Annotated in this window: 10 protein-coding genes and 1 pseudogene; 3 read left to right on the top strand and 8 right to left on the bottom strand. The window is 59.1% G+C overall.

The genetic code is table 11. The features are described from left to right. Nucleotides 1-26: 26 nt before the first annotated feature. Genes K5I40_RS11705 through K5I40_RS11695 form a run of 4 tightly spaced genes read right to left on the bottom strand, consistent with a single transcriptional unit; the run spans nucleotide 27 to nucleotide 11,091 of the window. A complete protein-coding gene (locus K5I40_RS11705) occupies nucleotides 27-341 on the bottom strand; it encodes a hypothetical protein (protein WP_039031723.1) in 315 nt (104 codons plus the stop codon). Beyond that, nucleotides 338-3,592: a hemagglutinin repeat-containing protein gene (locus K5I40_RS24135; RefSeq protein ID WP_405023083.1), complete on the bottom strand. Its 3,255-nt coding sequence runs from the start codon at nucleotides 3,590-3,592 to the stop codon at nucleotides 338-340. The genes K5I40_RS11705 and K5I40_RS24135 overlap by 4 nt, the downstream gene beginning before the upstream one ends. Beyond that, nucleotides 3,526-9,411 (bottom strand): filamentous hemagglutinin N-terminal domain-containing protein, encoded by a 5,886-nt coding sequence (locus K5I40_RS11700; RefSeq protein ID WP_405023084.1) that lies wholly within the window; start codon nucleotides 9,409-9,411, stop codon nucleotides 3,526-3,528. The genes K5I40_RS24135 and K5I40_RS11700 overlap by 67 nt, the downstream gene beginning before the upstream one ends. A 12-nt stretch (nucleotides 9,412-9,423) precedes the next feature. Beyond that, nucleotides 9,424-11,091: a ShlB/FhaC/HecB family hemolysin secretion/activation protein gene (locus K5I40_RS11695; RefSeq protein WP_223074581.1), complete on the bottom strand. Its 1,668-nt coding sequence runs from the start codon at nucleotides 11,089-11,091 to the stop codon at nucleotides 9,424-9,426. 292 nt (nucleotides 11,092-11,383) lie between these two features. On the opposite strand from K5I40_RS11695, the gene K5I40_RS11690 reads away from it, so the two are divergent. Then, a complete protein-coding gene (locus K5I40_RS11690; RefSeq protein ID WP_223074580.1) occupies nucleotides 11,384-12,553 on the top strand; it encodes a DNA repair protein in 1,170 nt (389 codons plus the stop codon). On the opposite strand, the gene K5I40_RS11685 is transcribed toward K5I40_RS11690, so the two are convergent. Beyond that, nucleotides 12,554-13,318: a siderophore-interacting protein gene (locus tag K5I40_RS11685; RefSeq protein WP_255588946.1), complete on the bottom strand. Its 765-nt coding sequence runs from the start codon at nucleotides 13,316-13,318 to the stop codon at nucleotides 12,554-12,556. It lies immediately after the preceding gene. Between the two features lie 236 nt (nucleotides 13,319-13,554). Between K5I40_RS11685 and K5I40_RS11680 the strand changes: the two genes are divergently transcribed. After that, nucleotides 13,555-14,100 carry a PadR family transcriptional regulator gene (locus K5I40_RS11680; protein WP_223074579.1) on the top strand — a complete coding sequence of 182 codons (546 nt, stop codon included), beginning with the start codon at nucleotides 13,555-13,557 and terminating at the stop codon, nucleotides 14,098-14,100. Here the strand turns inward: K5I40_RS11680 and K5I40_RS11675 are convergent. Further along, nucleotides 14,097-15,646 (bottom strand): annotated as a pseudogene (locus K5I40_RS11675) (methyl-accepting chemotaxis protein). The gene K5I40_RS11680 and the pseudogene K5I40_RS11675 sit on opposite strands and share 4 nt — an antisense overlap. Before the next feature lie 337 nt (nucleotides 15,647-15,983). Further along, on the bottom strand, nucleotides 15,984-17,504 hold the full coding sequence (locus tag K5I40_RS11670) for a PAS domain-containing methyl-accepting chemotaxis protein (protein ID WP_039031718.1): 1,521 nt from the start codon (nucleotides 17,502-17,504) through the stop codon (nucleotides 15,984-15,986). A gap of 431 nt (nucleotides 17,505-17,935) precedes the next feature. On the opposite strand from K5I40_RS11670, the gene ygjG reads away from it, so the two are divergent. Beyond that, nucleotides 17,936-19,315 (top strand): putrescine aminotransferase, encoded by a 1,380-nt coding sequence (gene ygjG, locus K5I40_RS11665; protein ID WP_223074578.1) that lies wholly within the window; start codon nucleotides 17,936-17,938, stop codon nucleotides 19,313-19,315. Between the two features lie 147 nt (nucleotides 19,316-19,462). On the opposite strand, the gene K5I40_RS11660 is transcribed toward ygjG, so the two are convergent. Beyond that, nucleotides 19,463-20,065, bottom strand: coding sequence for a helix-turn-helix domain-containing protein (locus tag K5I40_RS11660; protein WP_223074577.1), 603 nt, complete (start codon nucleotides 20,063-20,065; stop codon nucleotides 19,463-19,465). Nucleotides 20,066-20,094: the final 29 nt, after the last annotated feature.

Raw genomic sequence — 20,094 nt, 5'->3', positions numbered from 1 at the left:
AGCTCGGTGGCCGGGATCTATGATGATTAATAAAAATCTGGATCAACCAGACCTTCAGCCTTCACGATTTCAAGGAAGCGCTTATAGGCATCTTCATCTCGTTCTAATATATCATCCAGCAACTTTTCTTTAATCAGTGCCCAATGATGAATGCTCTTCGCATTATTTTCAAAATACATTGCCTTAAAATCCATTTCTGATTCAATTACAGTCACTTGACTCGCTCTATATGCAATCAAGCCTCCATAGTTTTTGGGAAACCCATAAAAATATGTTTCGTCACCAAACCAATAAATTGAAAACACATTTATAACTGTTCCATCTTTCTCTCTGATTTTCATTTAATTAGCCCTTTAATATTTTCGAACACATCTGCCGGATTAGAGCTAATCCTTTGTGGAGTATCAATTTTAATATCATAAGCTTTACCAGTAGTAGAGTTGTACTGATAATGAATAGTTATTGATTCTCCCTTGGCATTTTTCTGGACTGCCTGCATCTTCTGGAAACCTGCACTTGCAGGGAAACGCGGATCATTATTCATGCCGAGCAGTTTTTCTCCTGCTGCCGGATTTTCCTGCACGTGTTTCCATACTATTTGTTCATTCAAATCCCTTGGTACTGCCGATTGTTTACCCGGTTTCGCCGTCGATATTTTCTCCGCCGCACTAATCAGGATTTTGTTATCAATAATACCGGCTGCTTTACCCGCTAATGATAACGCTTTTTCTGCCGGGATTGACGTCAACAGAGCCAGCGCGTAGTCCTTCGCCTCTTCCGCTGTCAGCAGAGCCATTACCGTATCAGAGCCTGGATTGTTACTCAGGATGGCTTTGATAATATCCGCGCTTTCCGGCAAATCACCGCGCACAATATCCTGTAATCCGGCCTGCACCTGCTCCGGCGAGAGATTGTTGTCCTGCGCATATTTCACCCAGGATGTAGCTGCCTGTCCGGTTTCTGTCATCCCTTTCGGCAGACTCAAAGCATTATTCTCAACCGCATTCTTCCCGGACCCCGCTCCCGCTGCCGCACCCGCCGTGCTGTCCCCCGCAAGACCACCCGCCATTCCCGCCGAAATCGTGGCCAGGGCGCTGACCGTCTGCTTCTGCTCCTCGCTCAGCTTCGACAGGTCTTTCACGTCCGGATACAGCACACCCGCGATGGCCTTCGCCGCAAGCTCGCCTGCTGCCGCGCCCGCGGCACCTGCTGCTGCGCTGTTCCCCTGCAGGGCCGCTACCGCGCCGCCCAGAATGGCGTGGGCAATGGCTTTGCCCGCGACGTCATCCTCCCTGAGACCCGACTTATGACCGATGGCGTAGGCCAGCTCCGGGGCCGCTGCACCTGCCAGCGCCCCGGCCATATTCCCGCCTGCCAGCCCCGACAGCGCGGCCGTGGCCGCCTGGATACCCCGCTGGATCGGGCTGCCGGTGCCGTACTGCGCCATCGCGTTCCCGTAGGCCCGCTCCGCCACCGCTTTGTCCGTCACCGGTTTCCCTTCCCGGGCCAGTTGCTGGCGGGCTTCATCCAGCGCCTGCGGATCTTTAGCCGCTTCCCGGCCAGCCAGCTCGCCCTGCGTCCTGGCGATGTCCATGGCCTGGCTGCCAATCTCGCCGATGAGACTCACCATCTGCAGCCGCTTCTGCTCCTTCTCCTTGTCGAAGATCGGGCTGATGCTGCCGTTGGCATGCTCCGTATCGCGGCTCAGGTCCGCCATGTCCTGCTGCTGGTTTGCCTGGTCGCGGACGGTGATGGTCCCCTCGCTCACCGCCGCCCGGGTGGTGCCTTCCGCGTGGCCGCTGCTACCGCCCGCGACTATCATCCCGCCCGGCATATTGCCCCTGAACTGGTCGCCGCCGAAGTCACCGCCGCCGCTCATGCTGATGCCGCTGTGGCTGACCTTATAGTCAGCTTCGTTATGGATATCGCTGAAGCCCAGGGTACCCGTATCCAGGCGGTTTTTACCCGCCTCAGCGGTGGAGGCTATCGCGGCGCCGTCCAGCTGGGTGTGGCGGCCGACCGTGATGTCGAAACCACCGTCACCGGCATACAGCCCGGTCTGCTCCTGCACCGAGTCAAAGGTGCTCTTCATTTTGTCCTGGCTGGCGCTGACATAGGCCGAGCCGGTCATGCTGCCGAAGTTAAAGCTGCCCCCCGCCGCCACGCTGGTCTGCTTCGACTTATAATCGTTGCTGTCCTGCTGGCTGCGCATCAGGAGGTCGCGCCCGATGTCGGCCACGATTTTGTCACCGCTAACCTGCGCACCGTCAAGAATGGCATCGCGTCCGCTGGTCATCGAGACCGTGCCACCGCTGTCGAGGGTGGTCTCCGTCCATGCGGTGCCGTTACCCTTCTCTTTTCCGTTGGCCGCATTCACGCTGGCAAAGACGCCGATACCGTAGCCCGATGTGCCACCACCGACGCTGACCCCGACGCTACCGCCGCTGCTGCTGTTTTTACCCGTCGTTTTTTCGGTATTCGCGGCACCGCCCAGAACAATGTCATTTGCGGCTGCAAGGGCAGTATCCCCTCCGGCCTTCAGCTGGCTGCCGGCAATCAGGATATCGCCGCTGTTTTTACCCTGCCCCTGGCCCGTGGCGGTGATCGCCATGTGACCGCCCGCATTCAGCGTGCTGCCTGCAACGGCATCGCTCTGCGCATGCTGTTCCGATTTCGACTTCTGCGACGACAGGGAAAGGCTGACCCCGAGCCCGTTGTTCGGATCCCCGTCAGACTTCGCCAGAGCCGCGCCCTGGTCAGCCTGCACGCCTGACAACGCCGCCTTCGTCGCCTTCAGGGCCGCCAGCCGGTCGTCGCTCTCGTTTGCCGCATCCCGCGCCGTGGTGACCGCGCTGTTCAGCGCACTTCCCGCCGTGCCGGACAGGGCCACCGTCAGGCCGCTGCTCTTCTGCTCGTATTTCTCATCGCGGGTGCGTCTGTCGTGGCCCGGGTCAATCACCACGCTGTCGCCCTGAACCGCAATATCCTTCCGGGCGATGATATCCGCCCCGGCAATGTGCGCCTGCTTCCCTGCCGTGATGCTGACGTCCCCGCCCGTCGAGCCGACGGTGCTGAAGCTTCCGCTCTGGCTGGTGCCCTGCTCGCGCATGTCATGGGTGGATTTGCTGGTGCCGACGGTGAAGCCGATGCCGCCCGTTCCCATCAGGCCGGATTTTTTGGTCTCCTTAAAGCGCCAGGAGGTGTCGGTGTTGGTGGCCGCCACGATGTCGACGTTGTTCGCCGCCGACAATGCAACGTCACCGTCGCCCGCCACCGCCGAGCCTAACACCCGCAAGTTGTTGCCCGCCTGCACCGTCACGTTATCGCCGCTCAGCAGGGAACCTTTCTCCCGCGTCGCGCTGTCTTCCTGAATGGTGTGGGTTTTCTTTTTACTCAGGAACCCGCCGCTGGTTTTGGTTTTCTCCCGGTAGCTGTAGTCGCTCTCGGTGGCCGTGGTGAGACTGACGTCGCGACCCGCCGCCACGCCGATATCGCCCTGCGCAGTCACCTCTGCCGCCTGCGCGTTCATGTCGCGCCCGGCGATGATGACCGTGTTGCCGCCGCTGGCGATCTCCGTGCCCTGCTGACGCACGGACTCATCGATAGCGGTTTTTTCTTCGTTTTGCTGCTGGCGCTTTCGGTGCTGGCCTCTGCCAGCAGGTTTACATCGCGACCGGCCCGGATGCCCACATCCCCTTCGGCGGCGATCCCTGCGGCTCGCGCGTTGAGATCGTTGCCAGCGAGCAGGGTCAGATCGCCCCCTGCCGTCAGCGTGCTGCGCTGCTGCGTAACGGAAGCCGTCTCTGTCGTTGCGCTGTTGCGCTCATACCGGCTCTCGCTAATCTCATTCGCGGAGACATTAATATCGTTGCCCGCTGCCATGCCGAGGCCGCCACCCGCCGCCACGCTGGCGCCGGTGATATTGATATCCTGCCCGGCACGCATCGTCAGTCCGTCCGTTGCCGCAATGGAAGAGGTGACGCCCACATCCGTACCGCTTAAGCGCACGCGGCCCGCATCCACATTCCACGTCTGTGCACGGGTGATGTTGTTAATGCTGCCCGTCACACTCTCCAGCCCCACGGTTTTACCGCTGATGGTGGAGCTGATGTTGTTGATATCACCGAGCGCGGTCAGGTTCAGCCCGCCGCCTGCGCTGATAAGCCCGGCGTTAAGGTTGTTGATGCTGTTGCTGCTGTCGATGGACAGCCCCTTCTGCGCCAGCAGCGAACTTCCGCTGTTGGTGACATTGCCGCCCGCCAGCTGCACGTTATTGCCGGAAATGACGCTGCCGCTCTGCACCCTGACGTCTTTTGGCGACAGGTACACCTTCGGGATCATCAGGGTCTGGCCGTTAACGGTGGCGGCTTCCCACCACAGAATACTGTGGTCGAGAGTGGCTATCTGGTCTGCCGTCAGCGCTACCCCGAACTTCAGCCCCAGCGAGGTTTGTGCGTCGGCGGCCTTGTCCATCAGATAGCGCATCTGATCGAGATCGGAGCCCAGACCGCTGATATAGCGTGTTCCGGTCTGGTTCAGCACGTAGTTACTGACGTACCGCGTATCAAAGGCGGCATCGCCAAGGAAGCGGTAATTTTTCTCCGGATTCAGCCCAAGGCGGTCGAGCATGTACGCGGAACCCAGGAACTGATTGCTGTCGGTATACTGGCTGCCCGTTTCACGCGGGGCGGCGCCTGGATTGACACCCAGCAGCTTCCACAGGTCGCCAAACAGGGAGGGATCGAGCTGCCCCAGCCCGTCGAGTTTCGGATTGACGGTGATGAGGTACGGGCTGTCAGGATCGGTAGAGGTGACAAAATAGCCGTTCTTACCGGAAGGCAGAGGATAATTGCCTTCAAGGCCGCCAGGTACGAGGTTTACGCCATCGGCAATTGCCTGGCCCTCAGCAGCGTTCTGCCAGTCCGGTGCGGTGATGGCCGTTGTGCTGGCATCAGCCAGTGACTGCTGATTCGCGCCACCTGCGATGCTCTGTGTTGATGGCGTATTCAGGTCCGGCGCAACAAGGGTATTGCTGATGGTTCCCGCGTTTGACGTGGTGTTTGTGTTGCTGATGTCATTGTCGAACCTGGCGGTGACAATGCCGCCCGCCTGAATGACTGCCCGGATAATTGGCCCTGAATTGTCCGTTTCGGTATCACGTCCGGCTAAGGTGTACGTGATGCCATCCTTACTGATGCCTGTAGCGGTATAGATGAGATACTCAGTGCTGTAACCTGCCTGCCAGCTCTGGTTATTGAGGCTGTCACCATGGAGACTCATATCCCCGTTCGACAGAATATGGCTACCGTTGTTTTCCAGCGATCCGGCACCGATATCCATATTTCCACCGGAGGCAATCCGCCCGGCCCCAGCTGAATCACTGACATCCACTTCAGTACGCCTTATGGCAAAGCGCTTAGTGGAACCAGTATCGCTTAACCTGTAAGAAGTCCTGAAAAAGGGTTCATCCATGGTGCATGCACCCGGATATGCCGGGAAGCTTGAGCAGCTTCCTACCCAGACATCGGTCCTGGTTTTCACTATCTTGTAGCTGTCTTTGTCAGCATCCTCCAGGCTTACCTGGAAATCGGGCTTACCGACATATCCGGGATTATCAATATCAACCGTGTTGCTGGAAGAACCTGAACCGTCCCGCTGGTTAATCAGATGCCCGGTTCTGAGCGTGATATCCCCCTTCGTGGTTTCGATATTGCCGGAGATATTGATGATTTCTGTATTCGCCGCCCCGGAGGCATCTTTTTGCATCACCAGGTCTTCGCCCGCCAGCATATCGCCCCGCAGGTTCGCAATACGATCCGCGAACAGCGACAGGTTATTTCCGGCATAGAGCAGCGCGGTATTGATCACCGACCCGGCGGCGGTGAGCGCCATATTTCCGGCGGTGCCGGTAAAGCCATCAAGCGTGATATCGCCCTGGCTGGAGAGGCTGACATCGCCGCCGGCCTGCAGCGAGCCGCTGCTGTTCATGGCAATCTCACTGCCGGAGAGCGAAGTCGTGCCGCCTCCTGCGGTAATCAGGCCATTATTGGTCACCTTGCCCGCGGCGTTCAGCGTGATGCCGTTGCCCTGCAGAGTGCTCTGGTTGCTGATGTCGCCCTGGCTGGTAATGGTTAGCTGGTCGTTTGCCGCCACCACGCCCTGCGCCGTCCAGCTGTTTACCAGCTTCAGCGTCAGGTTGCCGAGCGCCACAATCTGGCCCACGCCGCTGAGGGAGGCCGCTTCGGTAAGCAGATCGCCCCCGCTGAACAGGTTCCCGTTATCGTTGCTGATACTGTCACTGTTCAGCGTCAGGCTGCTGTTGCCGAGCAGCGTGCCGCTGTTGGTCAGCGTCTGCGCATTCACCGCCAGCTGTGCCGCCTGCAGAGTACCGGCGTTAGTCAGGCTGTTGCCGGTATAGGTGGCGCGTTGCGTCGCCATCATCGTGCCGCTGTTAGCGAGTTTCGCCACCTTCATCAGCAGGTTCGTCGCCTGCAGCCAGCCCGCGCCGTTGTAATCCGCCGTGGAGAGCGTCAGGTCGCTACCGGAGAGGATGTTGCCGTTATTGCGGACCTGCGTGATGCTGGTGAGCGTGGCGATCCCGTTCCCCTGAATCGTACCGTTATTGCTCACCACCGGGGCGGTCACGCTGAGCGCATTCTGGCTGAGAAGGACGCCGTTGGTCTGGTTAGTCAATGCATCCAGCAGCGTAAGCGTCAGGCCGCTGTCGCCCTGTAAACGTCCGTCGTTGTTAAGCGTGCGGGCATCAAGCCGGGTGTTATCCCCCTGCATCTGGCCGCTGTTGCTGATGTTGCCCGCCCGGACGGTAAGGCCTGCCCCGCTCAGCATTTTCCCTGCCTGCATCAGGTCGCCTGTCAGGTGCAGATTAAGTCCGCTGACGCCGCTGATTTCCCCGCTGTTGCTGAGCGAGTCTCCGTCAATATTCAGGTTTTTCGCGCTCAACAGCCCCTGGTTGTCGAGGGCTTTTCCACTGATCCGGACACTGTTCAGGGCAGTAATTTTGCTGCCGGTGACGGCGGCCATGTCGCCGCTTAACGTCAGCGCCAGATCCTGGGCACTCCGGATGGCACCGCTGTTGGTCAGATTTGTGCCTGCAAGGGAGAGGTTCTGCCCCTGCAACCGGCCGCTGTTGGTGATGTCCCGGGCGTTCACCGTCAGGGCATGCTGGCTCAACAGATCTCCCCGGTTGTACAGGGAGCCGGTGGTCTCCAGCCCCAGTCCGTTCAGACCAATGACTGTTCCGGCGTTTTCGATGCTGCCCTGCGTCAGGCTGAGGGTATTCCCCTGCAGCGTGGCGTTGTTCGTGAGCCGCACGCCCGTCAGCTGCATGTCGCCTGCGGCGAGCAAATTACCGTTGTTGGTCAGGTGCGGTACGTGGAACCTCAGATTGCCCTGACTCATCAGGTCGCCGTTGTTCAGCAGCGAGCCGGTTAAGCGGGTATCAAACTGGCCTGCAGCAAGCGCGGAGCCATCATGCTGCCAGTCGCCAGCATTAACGCTGAGATCCTGCCCCTGAATGATGCCTGCGGTAGCGAGCTGTCCGGCGGTGATCGCCAGCGAGCCTGCGGTCAGCCAGCGTCCCGCCGCTCCCTGGGAAAGGTTATCCCCGGAAAGGGTCAGCGCATCGGTGCCCTGTAACAGCCCTTCGCCGCTGAGGGTGCTGGCCGCAACCGCCAGCGCACCGTCACTGGCGATCAGGCCGTGGTTAGTGATATTCGGGATAGCCAGGGTCAGATTCGCGGCGCTGTAAAGGGTGCCGTTGTGCTGGTTGTCCAGCGTCCCGGTATTCAGCAGCAGGGACGTGTCGCCCTGCAACAGCCCGGCGTTGATAAGCGTCTGCGACTGCGTATTAAGTGCTGACGCGATGGCGACGCCGCTGTTTTCCAGCGTCGGCGCGCTCAGGGTCAGGGTATTCGCGCTGCTTTTGCCGCTGTGGGATAACGTCTCGCTGGCGTTAACGGTCAGGGCCTCTCTGGCGGCCTGCGTCCCCTTCAGATCTGCCTGTCTGGCGGTAATGCTCAGGTTACGGCCCTGAATTTGCGAGGCCCCGGTGGTGGCGATCAGCTGTCCGGCCACGCTGAGATCGCCGGTGGCGTTCATCGCTCCGTTAAGCGTCTGGCTGGCGGCATTGAGAGAGAGCGTATTCCCCGCCACCAGCTCGCCGTTATGCGTCAGGGTAGTGGCGTTGAGCGACAGGTTTTGCCCGGCCGTCATGCGCCCGTTGAGGGTGGCGCTGTCGCGGGCAGTTACGCTGATATGCCGGGCGGCATCCGTTTCGCTGCGGGCGTCCTGGCTGAGGTGTTGCGCCGTGAGGGAGACATCCTGCCCGGCGGTCAGTTTTGCATTACCGTGCGACAGCGTACCCCTGGCGTCGAGCACGAGGTCACGGTCGCTGTTCAGCGAGCCATCCTGCAACGCCAGTTCGCTCTGGCTGTTCAGGGTAATGTTGCCCCCGGCTTTATGGTCGCCGGTCAGCGCCATACTTTCGCCCTTCGCGGTAATCCCGCCGCTGGCCAGGCTGTTATGCATCGTCAACCTGCCGCTGGCATCAAGGGTGATATCCCCCTCGCGGGCATTCAGGTTGCCGAGGTTAACGCCCACCCCTTTTTCGCTGGAGACCAGGCGAATACGGTTAGCGTACATCCCGCCCAGCGCCCCGGTGTCCACCGCCACTTTCGGCGCAGGGCCTTCGCCCGGGATGGCGCTGATGCTGCCGTCGGCCGCAACCCGGTTCGCCCCTGCCACTACCGTCAGGGATTTGGCGTGCAGCTGGGCGTTGATGTCGGTCGCGCGGGAGATGATCGACACCGCATCGCTCTGGCTTGCGTCCAGGCCCTGGCCTTCAATCAGGATGCTGCCCTTGCTGACGTCCAGCGACTGCAGTTTGCCGCTGGCGTCGAGCACCGGTTTGCCGGTGGTCAGCGTCGCGTTAGGAGTGTTGATGAACCCGCAGCCGTTACAGGTGATGCCGTAGGGGTTGGCGACCATTACGTTAGCGGCTTTGCCCGCCACTTCGGTATAGCCCTGCAGCTGCGACCGGTTGGTGCCGGTGACTTCGTTGATAATGCCCGTCGCTTCCCTGCCCGCCGTCAGGTTGGGGTTGCCCTGAATCAGCCCGCCAAGCTGGGTCTGATTCATCTTGCCGGTGGCATTGTTGAGGATCAACCCCTCTTTACCAACGTTGTAATCCTGATACTGGTTATGCGATATACCTGCGCCGTTCGGGGTGGCGATATTGACCACCGGCACGCCGTTAGCGGCCTGATCCTGCTGGGTGTTGCCGGTTGGCGTCAGCGTTGCCGCCACGGCAGGCAGCATCGGCTGCGTGGCGAGCAGCACGCTCAGTAAGGCGCTGAGTACGCGCCGGGGTAAACTCACCTGTTCCTTGTCCATCATCCCTGTCCCTTAAAACGCCACCGACACGCGGTAATAAATATTCAGACGATCCGGCCCCAGCCAGTCCGGATACGCAAGCGGTGTGCCCGCCGTTAACTGGCTTGAGAAGACGCGGTTCACGCTGTTCAACCCCACCGCCGCGCCCCACAGGGTGCCGGAGGCGTAGCGGTCGAAACCGTCTTTTTTCAGCCAGCCGCCGTCCAGCGCCGCCAGAGCGCCGATCTGCCCGATCCACGGCAGGGTGAAGAGCGAATAGTTGATCTCATTTCGCCAGTAGCCGCCGTTATCGCCGGAAAGATACTGCTCCTTAAAGCCGCGTACCGAGGTCTCGCCCCCCAGAGTTAAGCGCTCGCTGCCGTAGAGCCGGTCGGGGGACCACTGAAAATAGGCGCTGGAGAGCCACCACAGCCGGTCGGCCAGCGGTTGCTGATAGCTGGCGTTCAGGCTCCATTTGCGAAACTCCGCTTTTGGCACATCGCCGTGCTTGTCGTTGTCATCCTCAGCCCCCAGCCAGGGCACGCCCTGGGTGAAGGTCGGGTTAAAGGTCGCCACGCCGGTCGCGATTTTTTGCGTGTGGTTGATGCCCAGCGAAAAGCTCGAAAGCTTGCGGCTGCTTGTGGCGAGCAGGACATCGTCGAGGTAGTTATGGTTGATACGGTGGGTCAGGCCCACCGCGGCGCTGGTCTTGATATCGCCGTTACGGAACAGCACCCAGGAGCCGTTCAGCCGGTGAGTTTCGTTATCGCCGGTCGAGCGCCAGCGATAGCCATTGTTATCGATGGTGCTGAGGTAGTTGCTCCAGCTGTAGCTGTAATCGAGCAGGCCATAGCCGTAGGGCACGCTGACGCCTGCGGCAAAATTCTGCGCATCCTTACTGCTGGAAAAATCGCTGCTGCGCCCGCCGCTGATAAACCACTTATCGGCGATCCCCAGCAGGTTGTTGCCGGTGAGCGCACCGCTGAGCTGGCCGGTGCCGGTGCTCTTTTGCCCGCTGTTATCGAAGCTGATCGAGCCGTTAAGCGGGAATTCCGGGTCGGCGGTGAGATTAACGATCGAGTATCCCTGGCGCTCGCCGGGCAGGATCTCTATCTGAACAGGGGTCTGACGCACCCGGTTCAGCTGCTCCATCCCCTGTTCGATATCGCGCAGGTTGAGGATCTTGCCCACCCGTCCGGGGAAGGTCATATCCAGCGTGCGTTCCGGCACGCCTTCCAGGCGGATCTGCTCGAGCTTGCCTTCCAGCACCGCGATATGCAGCGTGCCGCGGCTCAGATCCTGCTCGGTCAGAAAGGCGCGGCTGGTGATGTACCCCCGGCTGATATACCAGTCTGAGACCGCGTGCGTCAGGGCGCTGAGGCCCGCCATATTCAGGCACTGGTTGCGCCAGGGCGCGGTGAGGCGGCGCTCGGCAACGTCCGGCATGGCAGTGGCACCGTCCAGCACGATCTGGTTGATAACAAAACAGGGGCCGCCAGCGGCAGGTTGTACGGGGGATGAAGAGGCCGCGGGCAGGACCGTGCTGCGTTCCAGCTCGTCGCGCTGGCGCTGGTTTTGATCCAGCAGCTGCTGTTGCTGCTGTTGAACGGCGCTGCGATCCGCTGGCGACAGCAACGCCGCGTGGACGCTACCGAGTGGCCATAAAATGAGAGTGACAAAAAGCCCTGTTAATCTGGTCATCCTTACCTTCACTACATCCCTGCCTTCTGTCCGTTTTCAGACTGGCGTACAAAAAAGGAGCAAAATATGTCAAAAAGTAACCTGTGTAAATGCACGTAAAAGGTCGACAGGGTTTTTTTCAGACTTTTTTTGCTCTTTTAGGAATTTATTCAGGAAATGAATGCGAAATGCGCCCGCGCAAATTTAACGCACGTCGTCGTCGCGCCATTCATCAGACATGTGTATTATTCCCTGTTGTTTTCCTGACAACTATCCTTAACTCAAATACTTAAGCGCCAAAGCGAAAAGCATCATGAGCACACCGATCAAACGGCTGGAAATCATTAAAAACGCCATTGAGCTTGAAGATGACGACATCATCGAGAGCCAGCTGGCACGGTTAAAAAGCGAAGCCTTTGACGATGAGCTTCGGGCGATCGTCGTGGCGCTTGAGCAGAAAAACTACACTGCGGCGTTAACCGCTATCGCCAGCTGGTTACAGAGCCAGCGCGCCGTCGCCCCGTGGCGCGACCCGCAGCTTGCCGCCAGCAAGCTGGAGCTGAAGGCGCTGGAGGAGCGCCTGCGTGATTTAATCGATCGCCGCAACGCCCGCGTCCAGCAGCTGGATGAATTTAACGACCTCTACCTCACACGCCTCGGCCCGCTGATGAGCCAGATCCTCGCCCTGCGCAAAACCCTGGCGGAGCTCAATCTGCGCCGCCAGCAGGCGGAAACCCGCCGTCGGGAAGCGGACTATCGCCGCTGCCAGCAGTACGTTGCCCAGGCGGTGGAGGTGCTGACCACCCTGACCCAACACTGGCGCGATCTGCCCGCCGACTCGGTGCAGGCCGCCGCCGCGCGCAAGCATCTTCAGCAGCAAAGCAACCTGATTGCCAACCTGCTGGCCGAAGCCCAGGAACTGGAAACCGGCTTAACCCGCGAAGAGGAGCCCGCCCGCCAGGCGCGGGATGAAGCCAACGACGAGTATGAAAAATACCGCGAGCAGCAGCACGAGGCGGAAATCCGCCTGCGCAAGGGCCAGGATCTCTCAGAAGAGGATCAGAACGAGTTAAAACGGCTCTGGCGTCAGGCGAGCAAGCTCTGTCATCCGGATCTGGTGGCGGATGAGCTGAAAGAAGAGGCGAACGCCATGATGGTGCAGCTGAACCAGGCGAAGCAGCGTGGCGACGTGAAGGCGATCCGCTCCCTGGTGGCCCGCCTGCATCAGGGGCTGGAGCCGCTGATGGCCAGCGACAGGCTGAACGATCTGACGCGTATCCGCAAAAAGATGGCCCAGGTGCGCGAACAGATCGACACCCTGGTGAGCGAACTGGCGGAGCTGGAAAAAGAGGAGTCCTGGCTGCTGGTCTCCTCGCTGAGCAATATGGAAACTTATTTTGCCCAGCAGGAGAAAGCCTTACGTGAGGTGCGCGCCTCGCTGGAACATCAGGTCAGCGAAGCGCAGCTCGACGACGTGGCCTGACTATTTGGCGTGCCAGTAAGCGCTGGCACGCACCAGCTTCTGATCGATGGCGTCGGTTTCAAACAGGCGACTCAGGTTTTTCACCACCTTCCCTTCCCCGGTCAGCCAGATGAAGTAATCCTCCGCCGGCACGCTGAGCGCTGCCAGACGATCCGCCACCGCCTGCTCGTTATGCCCCACCACCCAGGTGATGTTGAACTCGCTCAGGTGCGCCAGATAGTCCTGACAGGCGGCATCCCCGACGGTCACCACGGCATGCACTTCCGGGCGCACCGGCAGGGCGCGCAGCGCCTCGAGACGGCGGCGCAGGGCGGGCATTCCTGACTCATCGCAGACGTAGAGCTGCCAGGCGTAATCTTCCGGCACCACCAGGGAACCGCGCGGGCCGCCGATGGAGAGCGTATCCCCCGGCTTTGCCTCTACCGCCCACTGGCTTGCCACCCCGCCGTCGTGGATAAAGAAGTCGAGCGCCAGCTCGTGACGGGCCGCGTCATACAGCGGAGTGTAATCCCGCGCCTGCGGACGCACGTCGTCGCCCCAGTTAACGCCCTCGTCCGTCACCACCGGCGGCACAAAGGTCGTGCCCGGTTCCGGGAAAAAGACTTTGGAATGGTCGTCGAAGCCGCGGGAGCTGAAGCCCTCCAGCGCCTCGCCGCCTAACACGATGCGCTGAAAACCGGCACTGACGCGCTCAACGCGAAGCACGTTCAGCTCGCGAAAACGCAGGTCGTTGCGGACACGTTGTGGGTAGCGGGTAGTAGTCATAATTTGCCTTCGTGATGTGAAAACGATATATCGAAAATGAAAGTTAAATGATAATGATTGCTAACAAAGCGGATTGCAAGAATTTTTTTGATATAGTCAGCGATCGCGAACGCAAATTTGAAAGAACAAATTAAAAATCATATAAATCAATATAATAAATTAAATATCAAACAGGGTGTTGCCAGTTTTAAAGTTTTAGATATAAATTAGATATATCAAAAATACGGAGAAAGACGATGCGACACTCACATGGCCACGACAATCGTGAGCACCACCACCGCGGACGCGGCGGCGAACACCATCACGGCGGCGGCCGCCGCCAGCGCTTCTTTGGTCACGGCGAATTACGTCTGGTGATCCTGGATATTCTGACCCGCAACGCCAGCCACGGCTACGAGCTGATTAAGGCGATTGAGACCCTGACCCAGGGCAACTACACCCCAAGCCCGGGCGTAATTTATCCGACGCTGGATTTCCTGCAGGATCAGCAGTTCATCACCCTCACCGAGGAGGAGAACGGGCGTAAAAAGATTGAGATTACCGTTGCCGGGCAGCAGTGGCTGGAGGAAAACATTGAACATCTGGAGCACATTCAGGAGCGCGTCAAAGCGCGCTGCGTGGGCTTCCAGCTGCGCAAAAACCCGCAGATGAAGCGGGCGCTGGATAACTTTAAAGCGGTACTGGATCTAAAGGTAAACCAGGAAGAGACCAGCGACGCGCAGATCAAACAGATTATCGGCGTAATTGACCGCGCGGCGCTGGAGATCTCCCAGCTCGATTAAGCGGTCGCCACGCGGAACACCTTCACCAGCTCTTTCAGGTTCATCGCCTGATCGTTAAGGGAGGATGCCGCCGCCACGGACTCTTCCACCAGCGCGGAGTTCTGCTGGGTGGTGGCATCAATCAGGCCAATGGCGCTGTTGATCTGCGAAATGCCTTCCGTCTGCTCATGGCTCGCCTGACGAATTTCGCGCAGGATGACGTCCATCTCCTGCACGTTCCCCACCATGCCATTGATCAGCCCGCTGGCTTTTTCAACCAGCGCCATCCCGTCCTGCGTCTGGCTGGTTGAGCTCTCAATCAGCTGGCGAATTTCGCTGGCCGAAGTGGCGCTCTTCTGCGCCAGCTGGCGAACCTCACCGGCCACCACCGCAAAGCCGCGACCATGCTCACCGCGCGGGCCGCTTCTACCGCCGCGTTCAGCGCCAGAATGTTGGTCTGGAAGGCAATGGAGTCGATCAGGTTGATGATGTCGGACATCCGGTTGGAGGTCTCGTTGATCAGGCGCATTTTGCTGGTGACCTGCAGCATCATCTCGCCGTTGTTTTTCACCACCCGGGCCGCATCGGCCGAGAGGGTCGTCGCTTCCCCGGTATGTGACGCGGTGTTTTTCACCGTCGCGGTGATCTGCTCCATCGACGCCGCCGTTTGCTCAACGGAGCTGGCCTGCTCTTCGGTTCGCGCAGCCAGATCCTGGTTGCCCGCTACAATCTGCGCCGCAGCGCTGGAGATACTCTCCGAACCGGTCTGCACCTGCTGAACAATCTCCAGCAGACGAACTTTCATCTCCATCAGCGCCGTCAGCAGCTGGCCGGTTTCGTCTTTCCCGTGGGAGGCCATGCTGCGGGTCAGATCGCCTTCGGCAATGGCCTGGGCAAAATCCACCGCCTCGCCCAGCGGACGGGTAATCGAGCGCACGATAAACCACCCCATCAGGCTGCCCACAGCCACGCTAAACAGGGTGATGAGGATCAGCAGCAGGCGGTTGCTTTTGAAATCGCCGTCCACCTCCACGCCCGCGCGCTGCATCTCGGCGTCCTGGATCGCAATCAGCTCCTGCACCTTCGCCTTATAGGCCTGCTGCAGGGTGAGGGTGTTGGTCATCATCTCCTGAATCGCCCCGGCCCGATCGTTGCTCTGTACCGCCTGCAGGATGCGGTAGCGGGAGTCGAGATACTGCTGGCGGACCCCGCGGATATCGCTCAGCACCTGCTGGGATTTAGCATCCTGCAGGGCCGTGTTCAGCTCGCCCAGGATCAGGGTGATACGCTCGCTGATCTCTTTCAGATGCTGCTCTGATTGCGCCGTGTACTTGCCCTGGTCGTCCAGCAGCATCAGCTGTTGAGTGCTAATAAATTCCTGGAAGTTTTCGATTAACTGGTTGGCTTTTACCGTGGTGGGATAATCGCTGGTGATGATGGATTGCATCCCGTTATTTGCCCGGTTAAGGCTCATCAGAGATAAACTCGCACTTATCCCCATCAGGACAATAAAGAATCCAAACGCCAGAAATAATTTCGTGCCGATTTTTACGTCATGTAAGAACATATTTACTCCATCGATGTGATTATTTCTCAGACGATCAGCGTTATCGGTAACTTCATCGCTAACTTTATGACTTTGATCGCTTTTTTATTTCATAACCACCTTAATAGATAGGCACTGGCTATTAATTCTGGCTCATCGATCGTTACGTAACCACCGGAACAGGCTTTTTTGACACCGCATTAGGGAAAACAGACTCAGGCAGGAAGAATAAACTGAGGCGATTTTTTTTAGTTATTTAATATTCAATTAACAACTAACGATAAAAAGAAATACAGCTCATAAATAAAAAGCCGTTTGCTCCTCGCAGAGCAAACGGCTTTTTTGGAACACGACTGACTCAGTGCAGGACGGTGACCGCATCTTCCAGACGTTTCGCCCGATGCTTCACCATCGCCGACACCTGCGCGCTGGTTTCGACCAGCGCCGCGTTTTTCTGGGTAATCGAATCCAGTTCAGCGACCGCCCGGGTCAGCTCCGACAGGCCTGACGCCTGCTCGGAGGTGGACTGGCTGATCTCGGCGATCAGTCGGGTGACGTTCTGCACTTTCTCGACGATGTCGTCCATGGTGCGTCCGGCGGCATGAACCTGCTCGGAGCCGGACAGCACTTTGCTGGCGCTGGCGTCGATCAGCTTGCGGATATCGTTGGCGGCATTGGCGCTGCGGCTGGCCAGATGACGTACTTCTCCGGCCACCACCGCGAAGCCTTTGCCCTGCTCCCCTGCCCTGGCCGCTTCTACCGCCGCATTCAGCGCCAGAATATTGGTCTGGAAGGCGATGTCGTTAATCAGCTTGGTGATGGAGCCGATACGCTGGGTGCTGTCGGCAATCTCATCCATGGTTTTGACCACCGTCTGCATCGCGTGTCCGCCTTCGGTGGCGGCGTCGCTGGCGGCGATAGAGAGTTTATCGGCATCGACGGCGGTTCGGGTGTTGCTCTGCACGGTCATCGCCAGCTGGTTCATGGTCTCGACGGTCTGCTTCACGTTGGAGACGGTCTGGTGCGTGCGATCGTTGAGGTCGTCGTTGCCCCGCGCCAGCTGGTCGCTGCCGTCGCGCACGTTAACCACCTGGCTTGAGACGTCGTTGATCAGCCAGCGGCACATCAGGCCGAGCTGCCCGACCGCCCGCAGGGTCAGCCCCAGCTCGTCGCTGCGGTTAAGGTGCTCCACGCTGTTGCGCTCGCCCGTCGCCACCTTCAGCGCCTGGCGCGCCACGTTTTCAACCGGACGCACGATCTGCTGTTCAAACAGCAGGGTTCCCAGCAGCATCACCAGCGCGCTGGCGCCCAGTGCCGCCCAGCCCGCCCCGGTGGCGAACAGGGTCGCCGCCAGCACGGCAAACAGCGCCGTCATCACGCTGCGCACCCGCCAGCGCAGCGGCATCGCCGGGAGTTTACCGGCCCAGCCTCTGGCAACCACCAGCCCCTTATGCACCCGCTTTTTGCTGCGCCCTTCGTTCAGGGCTTTATACAGCGGCTCCACGGCGGCAATCTCCTCCGGCGTGGCCTTCACGCGAATGGACATATACCCGGTAGTCTGGCCGTTGCGCACCATCGGCACCGCGTTGGCGCGCACCCAGTAGTGATCGCCATTTTTACGGCGGTTTTTGACGATGCCGCTCCAGGGCTCACCCTGTTGCAGGGTGGACCACATGTCGGCAAAGGCCGCTTTTGGCATGTCCGGGTGGCGAACGAGGTTGTGCGGCTGCCCGACGAGTTCGGCCAGCGTGTAGCCACTCACCTGAACAAAGGTGTCATTGGCCTGGGTAATGTAGCTGTGCAGATCGGTGGTGGACATCAGGGTGGTGTCATCTTGCAGCGGATATTCACACTGCGTGACAAACGGTTGAGGCGACATAGGCATCCCTTGCAGGTTACTTGAATGTTATTTTTGTGGCGTAAATATTTTACGGCGGTAACGAACATATCTTTAGATGTTAAACATGCCTGAGATCGCAAAACGCAACTAAACCGCATTTTTTGTGTGTTTTTTTAATTTATTGATATCTAATGATTTCAATTCGCAACTACTCCTGAAGGAGGATCCCTGCCTGCCCCCAATACAGCCTATATCCGCCCTAAAACAGGGCAAATGCACTGCCAGCGGGCATCTCTGCATCTGAAAGTTCTATGTCGTAGCGGCCGCGCTGCCGCTTTGCATGATTAAATATTGTGTAACATTATTTTAACCTGGCGTTTATCCCGATTTTTGTTAAGTCCCCGGATGTGGCGTAAAGCCTGCAATACTTAATCCAGTATCATGTGATACGCCATACCCGGGAGCATATTTTGAACAGGTTACCTTCCAGCGCGTCGGCCCTTGCCTGTACCGCGCACGCCCTGAATCTCATTGAGAAGCGAACGCTTGATCATGAGGAGATGAAACAACTTAACCGCGAGGTGATTGATTACTTCAAAGAGCATGTAAATCCCGGGTTTTTGGAATACAGAAAATCTGTTACTGCAGGCGGGGATTACGGAGCCGTAGAGTGGCAAGCAGGAAGTCTCAATACGCTTGTCGACACCCAGGGACAGGAGTTTATAGATTGCCTGGGTGGATTTGGTATTTTCAACGTGGGGCACCGTAATCCAGTAGTGGTTTCCGCCGTACAAAATCAGCTTGCAAAACAACCCCTTCATAGCCAGGAACTGCTTGACCCTTTACGGGCGATGCTGGCAAAAACGCTGGCGGCACTGACGCCGGGGAAACTGAAATACAGCTTCTTCTGTAACAGCGGCACGGAATCGGTCGAAGCGGCGATCAAACTCGCCAAAGCGTACCAGTCGCCGCGCGGGAAATTCACCTTTATCGCCACCAGCGGTGCTTTCCACGGCAAGTCGCTGGGGGCCCTCTCTGCCACGGCGAAATCCACCTTCCGCAAACCCTTTATGCCGCTGCTGCCGGGCTTCCGCCATGTGCCGTTCGGCGATATCAGCGCCATGCGCACCATGCTGAGCGAATGCCGTAAAACCGGCGATGACGTGGCGGCGGTGATCCTCGAGCCTATCCAGGGCGAAGGGGGCGTGATCCTGCCTCCGCAGGGCTACCTGCCCGCGGTGCGTCAGCTGTGCGATGAGTTTGGCGCGCTGCTGATCCTGGACGAAGTGCAGACCGGCATGGGCCGCACCGGCAAGATGTTCGCCTGCGAGCATGAGAACGTGCAGCCGGACATCCTGTGTCTCGCCAAAGCGCTGGGCGGCGGCGTGATGCCGATTGGCGCCACGGTCGCCACCGAAGAGGTGTTCTCGGTGCTGTTCGACAACCCTTTCCTGCACACCACCACCTTTGGCGGCAACCCGCTGGCCTGTGCCGCGGCGCTGGCGACCATCAACGTGCTGCTGGAGCAGAACCTGCCCGCCCAGGCGGAGCAGAAAGGCGACATGCTTCTGGACGGCTTCCGCCAGCTCGGGCGTGAGTACCCGGACCTGGTGCAGGATGCGCGCGGTAAAGGGATGCTGATGGCGATTGAGTTTGTCGATAACGAAACCGGCTACAGCTTCGCGAGCGAGATGTTCCGCCAGCGGGTGCTGGTTGCAGGCACGCTGAACAACTCGAAAACGATCCGCATCGAACCGCCGCTGACGCTGACCATTGAGCAGTGTGAGCTGGTGCTGAAAGCGGCCCGCAAGGCGCTGGCAGCGCTGCGGGTGAGCGTGACTGAAGCGTAAAAAACGCCGGGCGGCGCGATGCTTGCCCGGCCTACGAGTCTGTGCCTGTTGTTGCCCGGTGGCGCTTCGCTTACCGGGCCTACAACTGCCACAACGACGTTGGTTTTTGTAGGCCGGGCAAGCGTAGCGCCCCCGGCATGTCAAATTTTACCGGTGAAACTCCGCCACGGTCATGGTGAACCGCAGCACGCTCTCCCCGTCGTTCGCATAGCTATGCGCCGCGTCGGTTTTCGCCACCGCCGACGCGCCAGTGCTTACCCGCGTCACGCTCTCCTCCACCTTCAGGGTTAATACTCCCGCCTCCACGTGAAGCAGTTCAAATGTCCCTGCCGGATGGCCTGGCGAGCTGAAGCTTTCTCCCGGCTGCATCTCCCAGCGCCAGAGTTCAATCATGTCCGGGCCGGTGGTGCCCGCCAGCAGTCGGGCGCTACCGCCCTTCTCACCCTGCCAGAGCACCGGGATCGCCGCTTCCTCGATGATGTGCACCTGCGGCTCGCTGGCGACGTTGACGATGTCCGCCACCGAGATGCCCAGCGCCGCCGCCAGTTTGCAGAGGATCGCAATGCTGGGGTTGGCCGCCCCTTTCTCGATCTCCACCAGCATCCCTTTGCTGACGCTGGCCCGGCGCGACAGCTCATCCAGCGACAGCTTTTTCTCTTTCCGCCAGTTGCGGATACGGTTTGCCACCGCCAGGCTTACCTGGGCGACATCGGCACCCGTTGCAGTCATTATATTGACTTTATCAGTCATTGGTCATTACCATGGTATAAAACAGTCAA

It is taken from the genome of Leclercia sp. LTM14 (assembly GCF_023736175.1).
GTDB lineage: Bacteria > Pseudomonadota > Gammaproteobacteria > Enterobacterales > Enterobacteriaceae > Enterobacter > Enterobacter barmai.
Note: the sequence above shows the minus strand (reverse complement) of the source record. Positions and strands in the feature narration are given on the sequence as shown.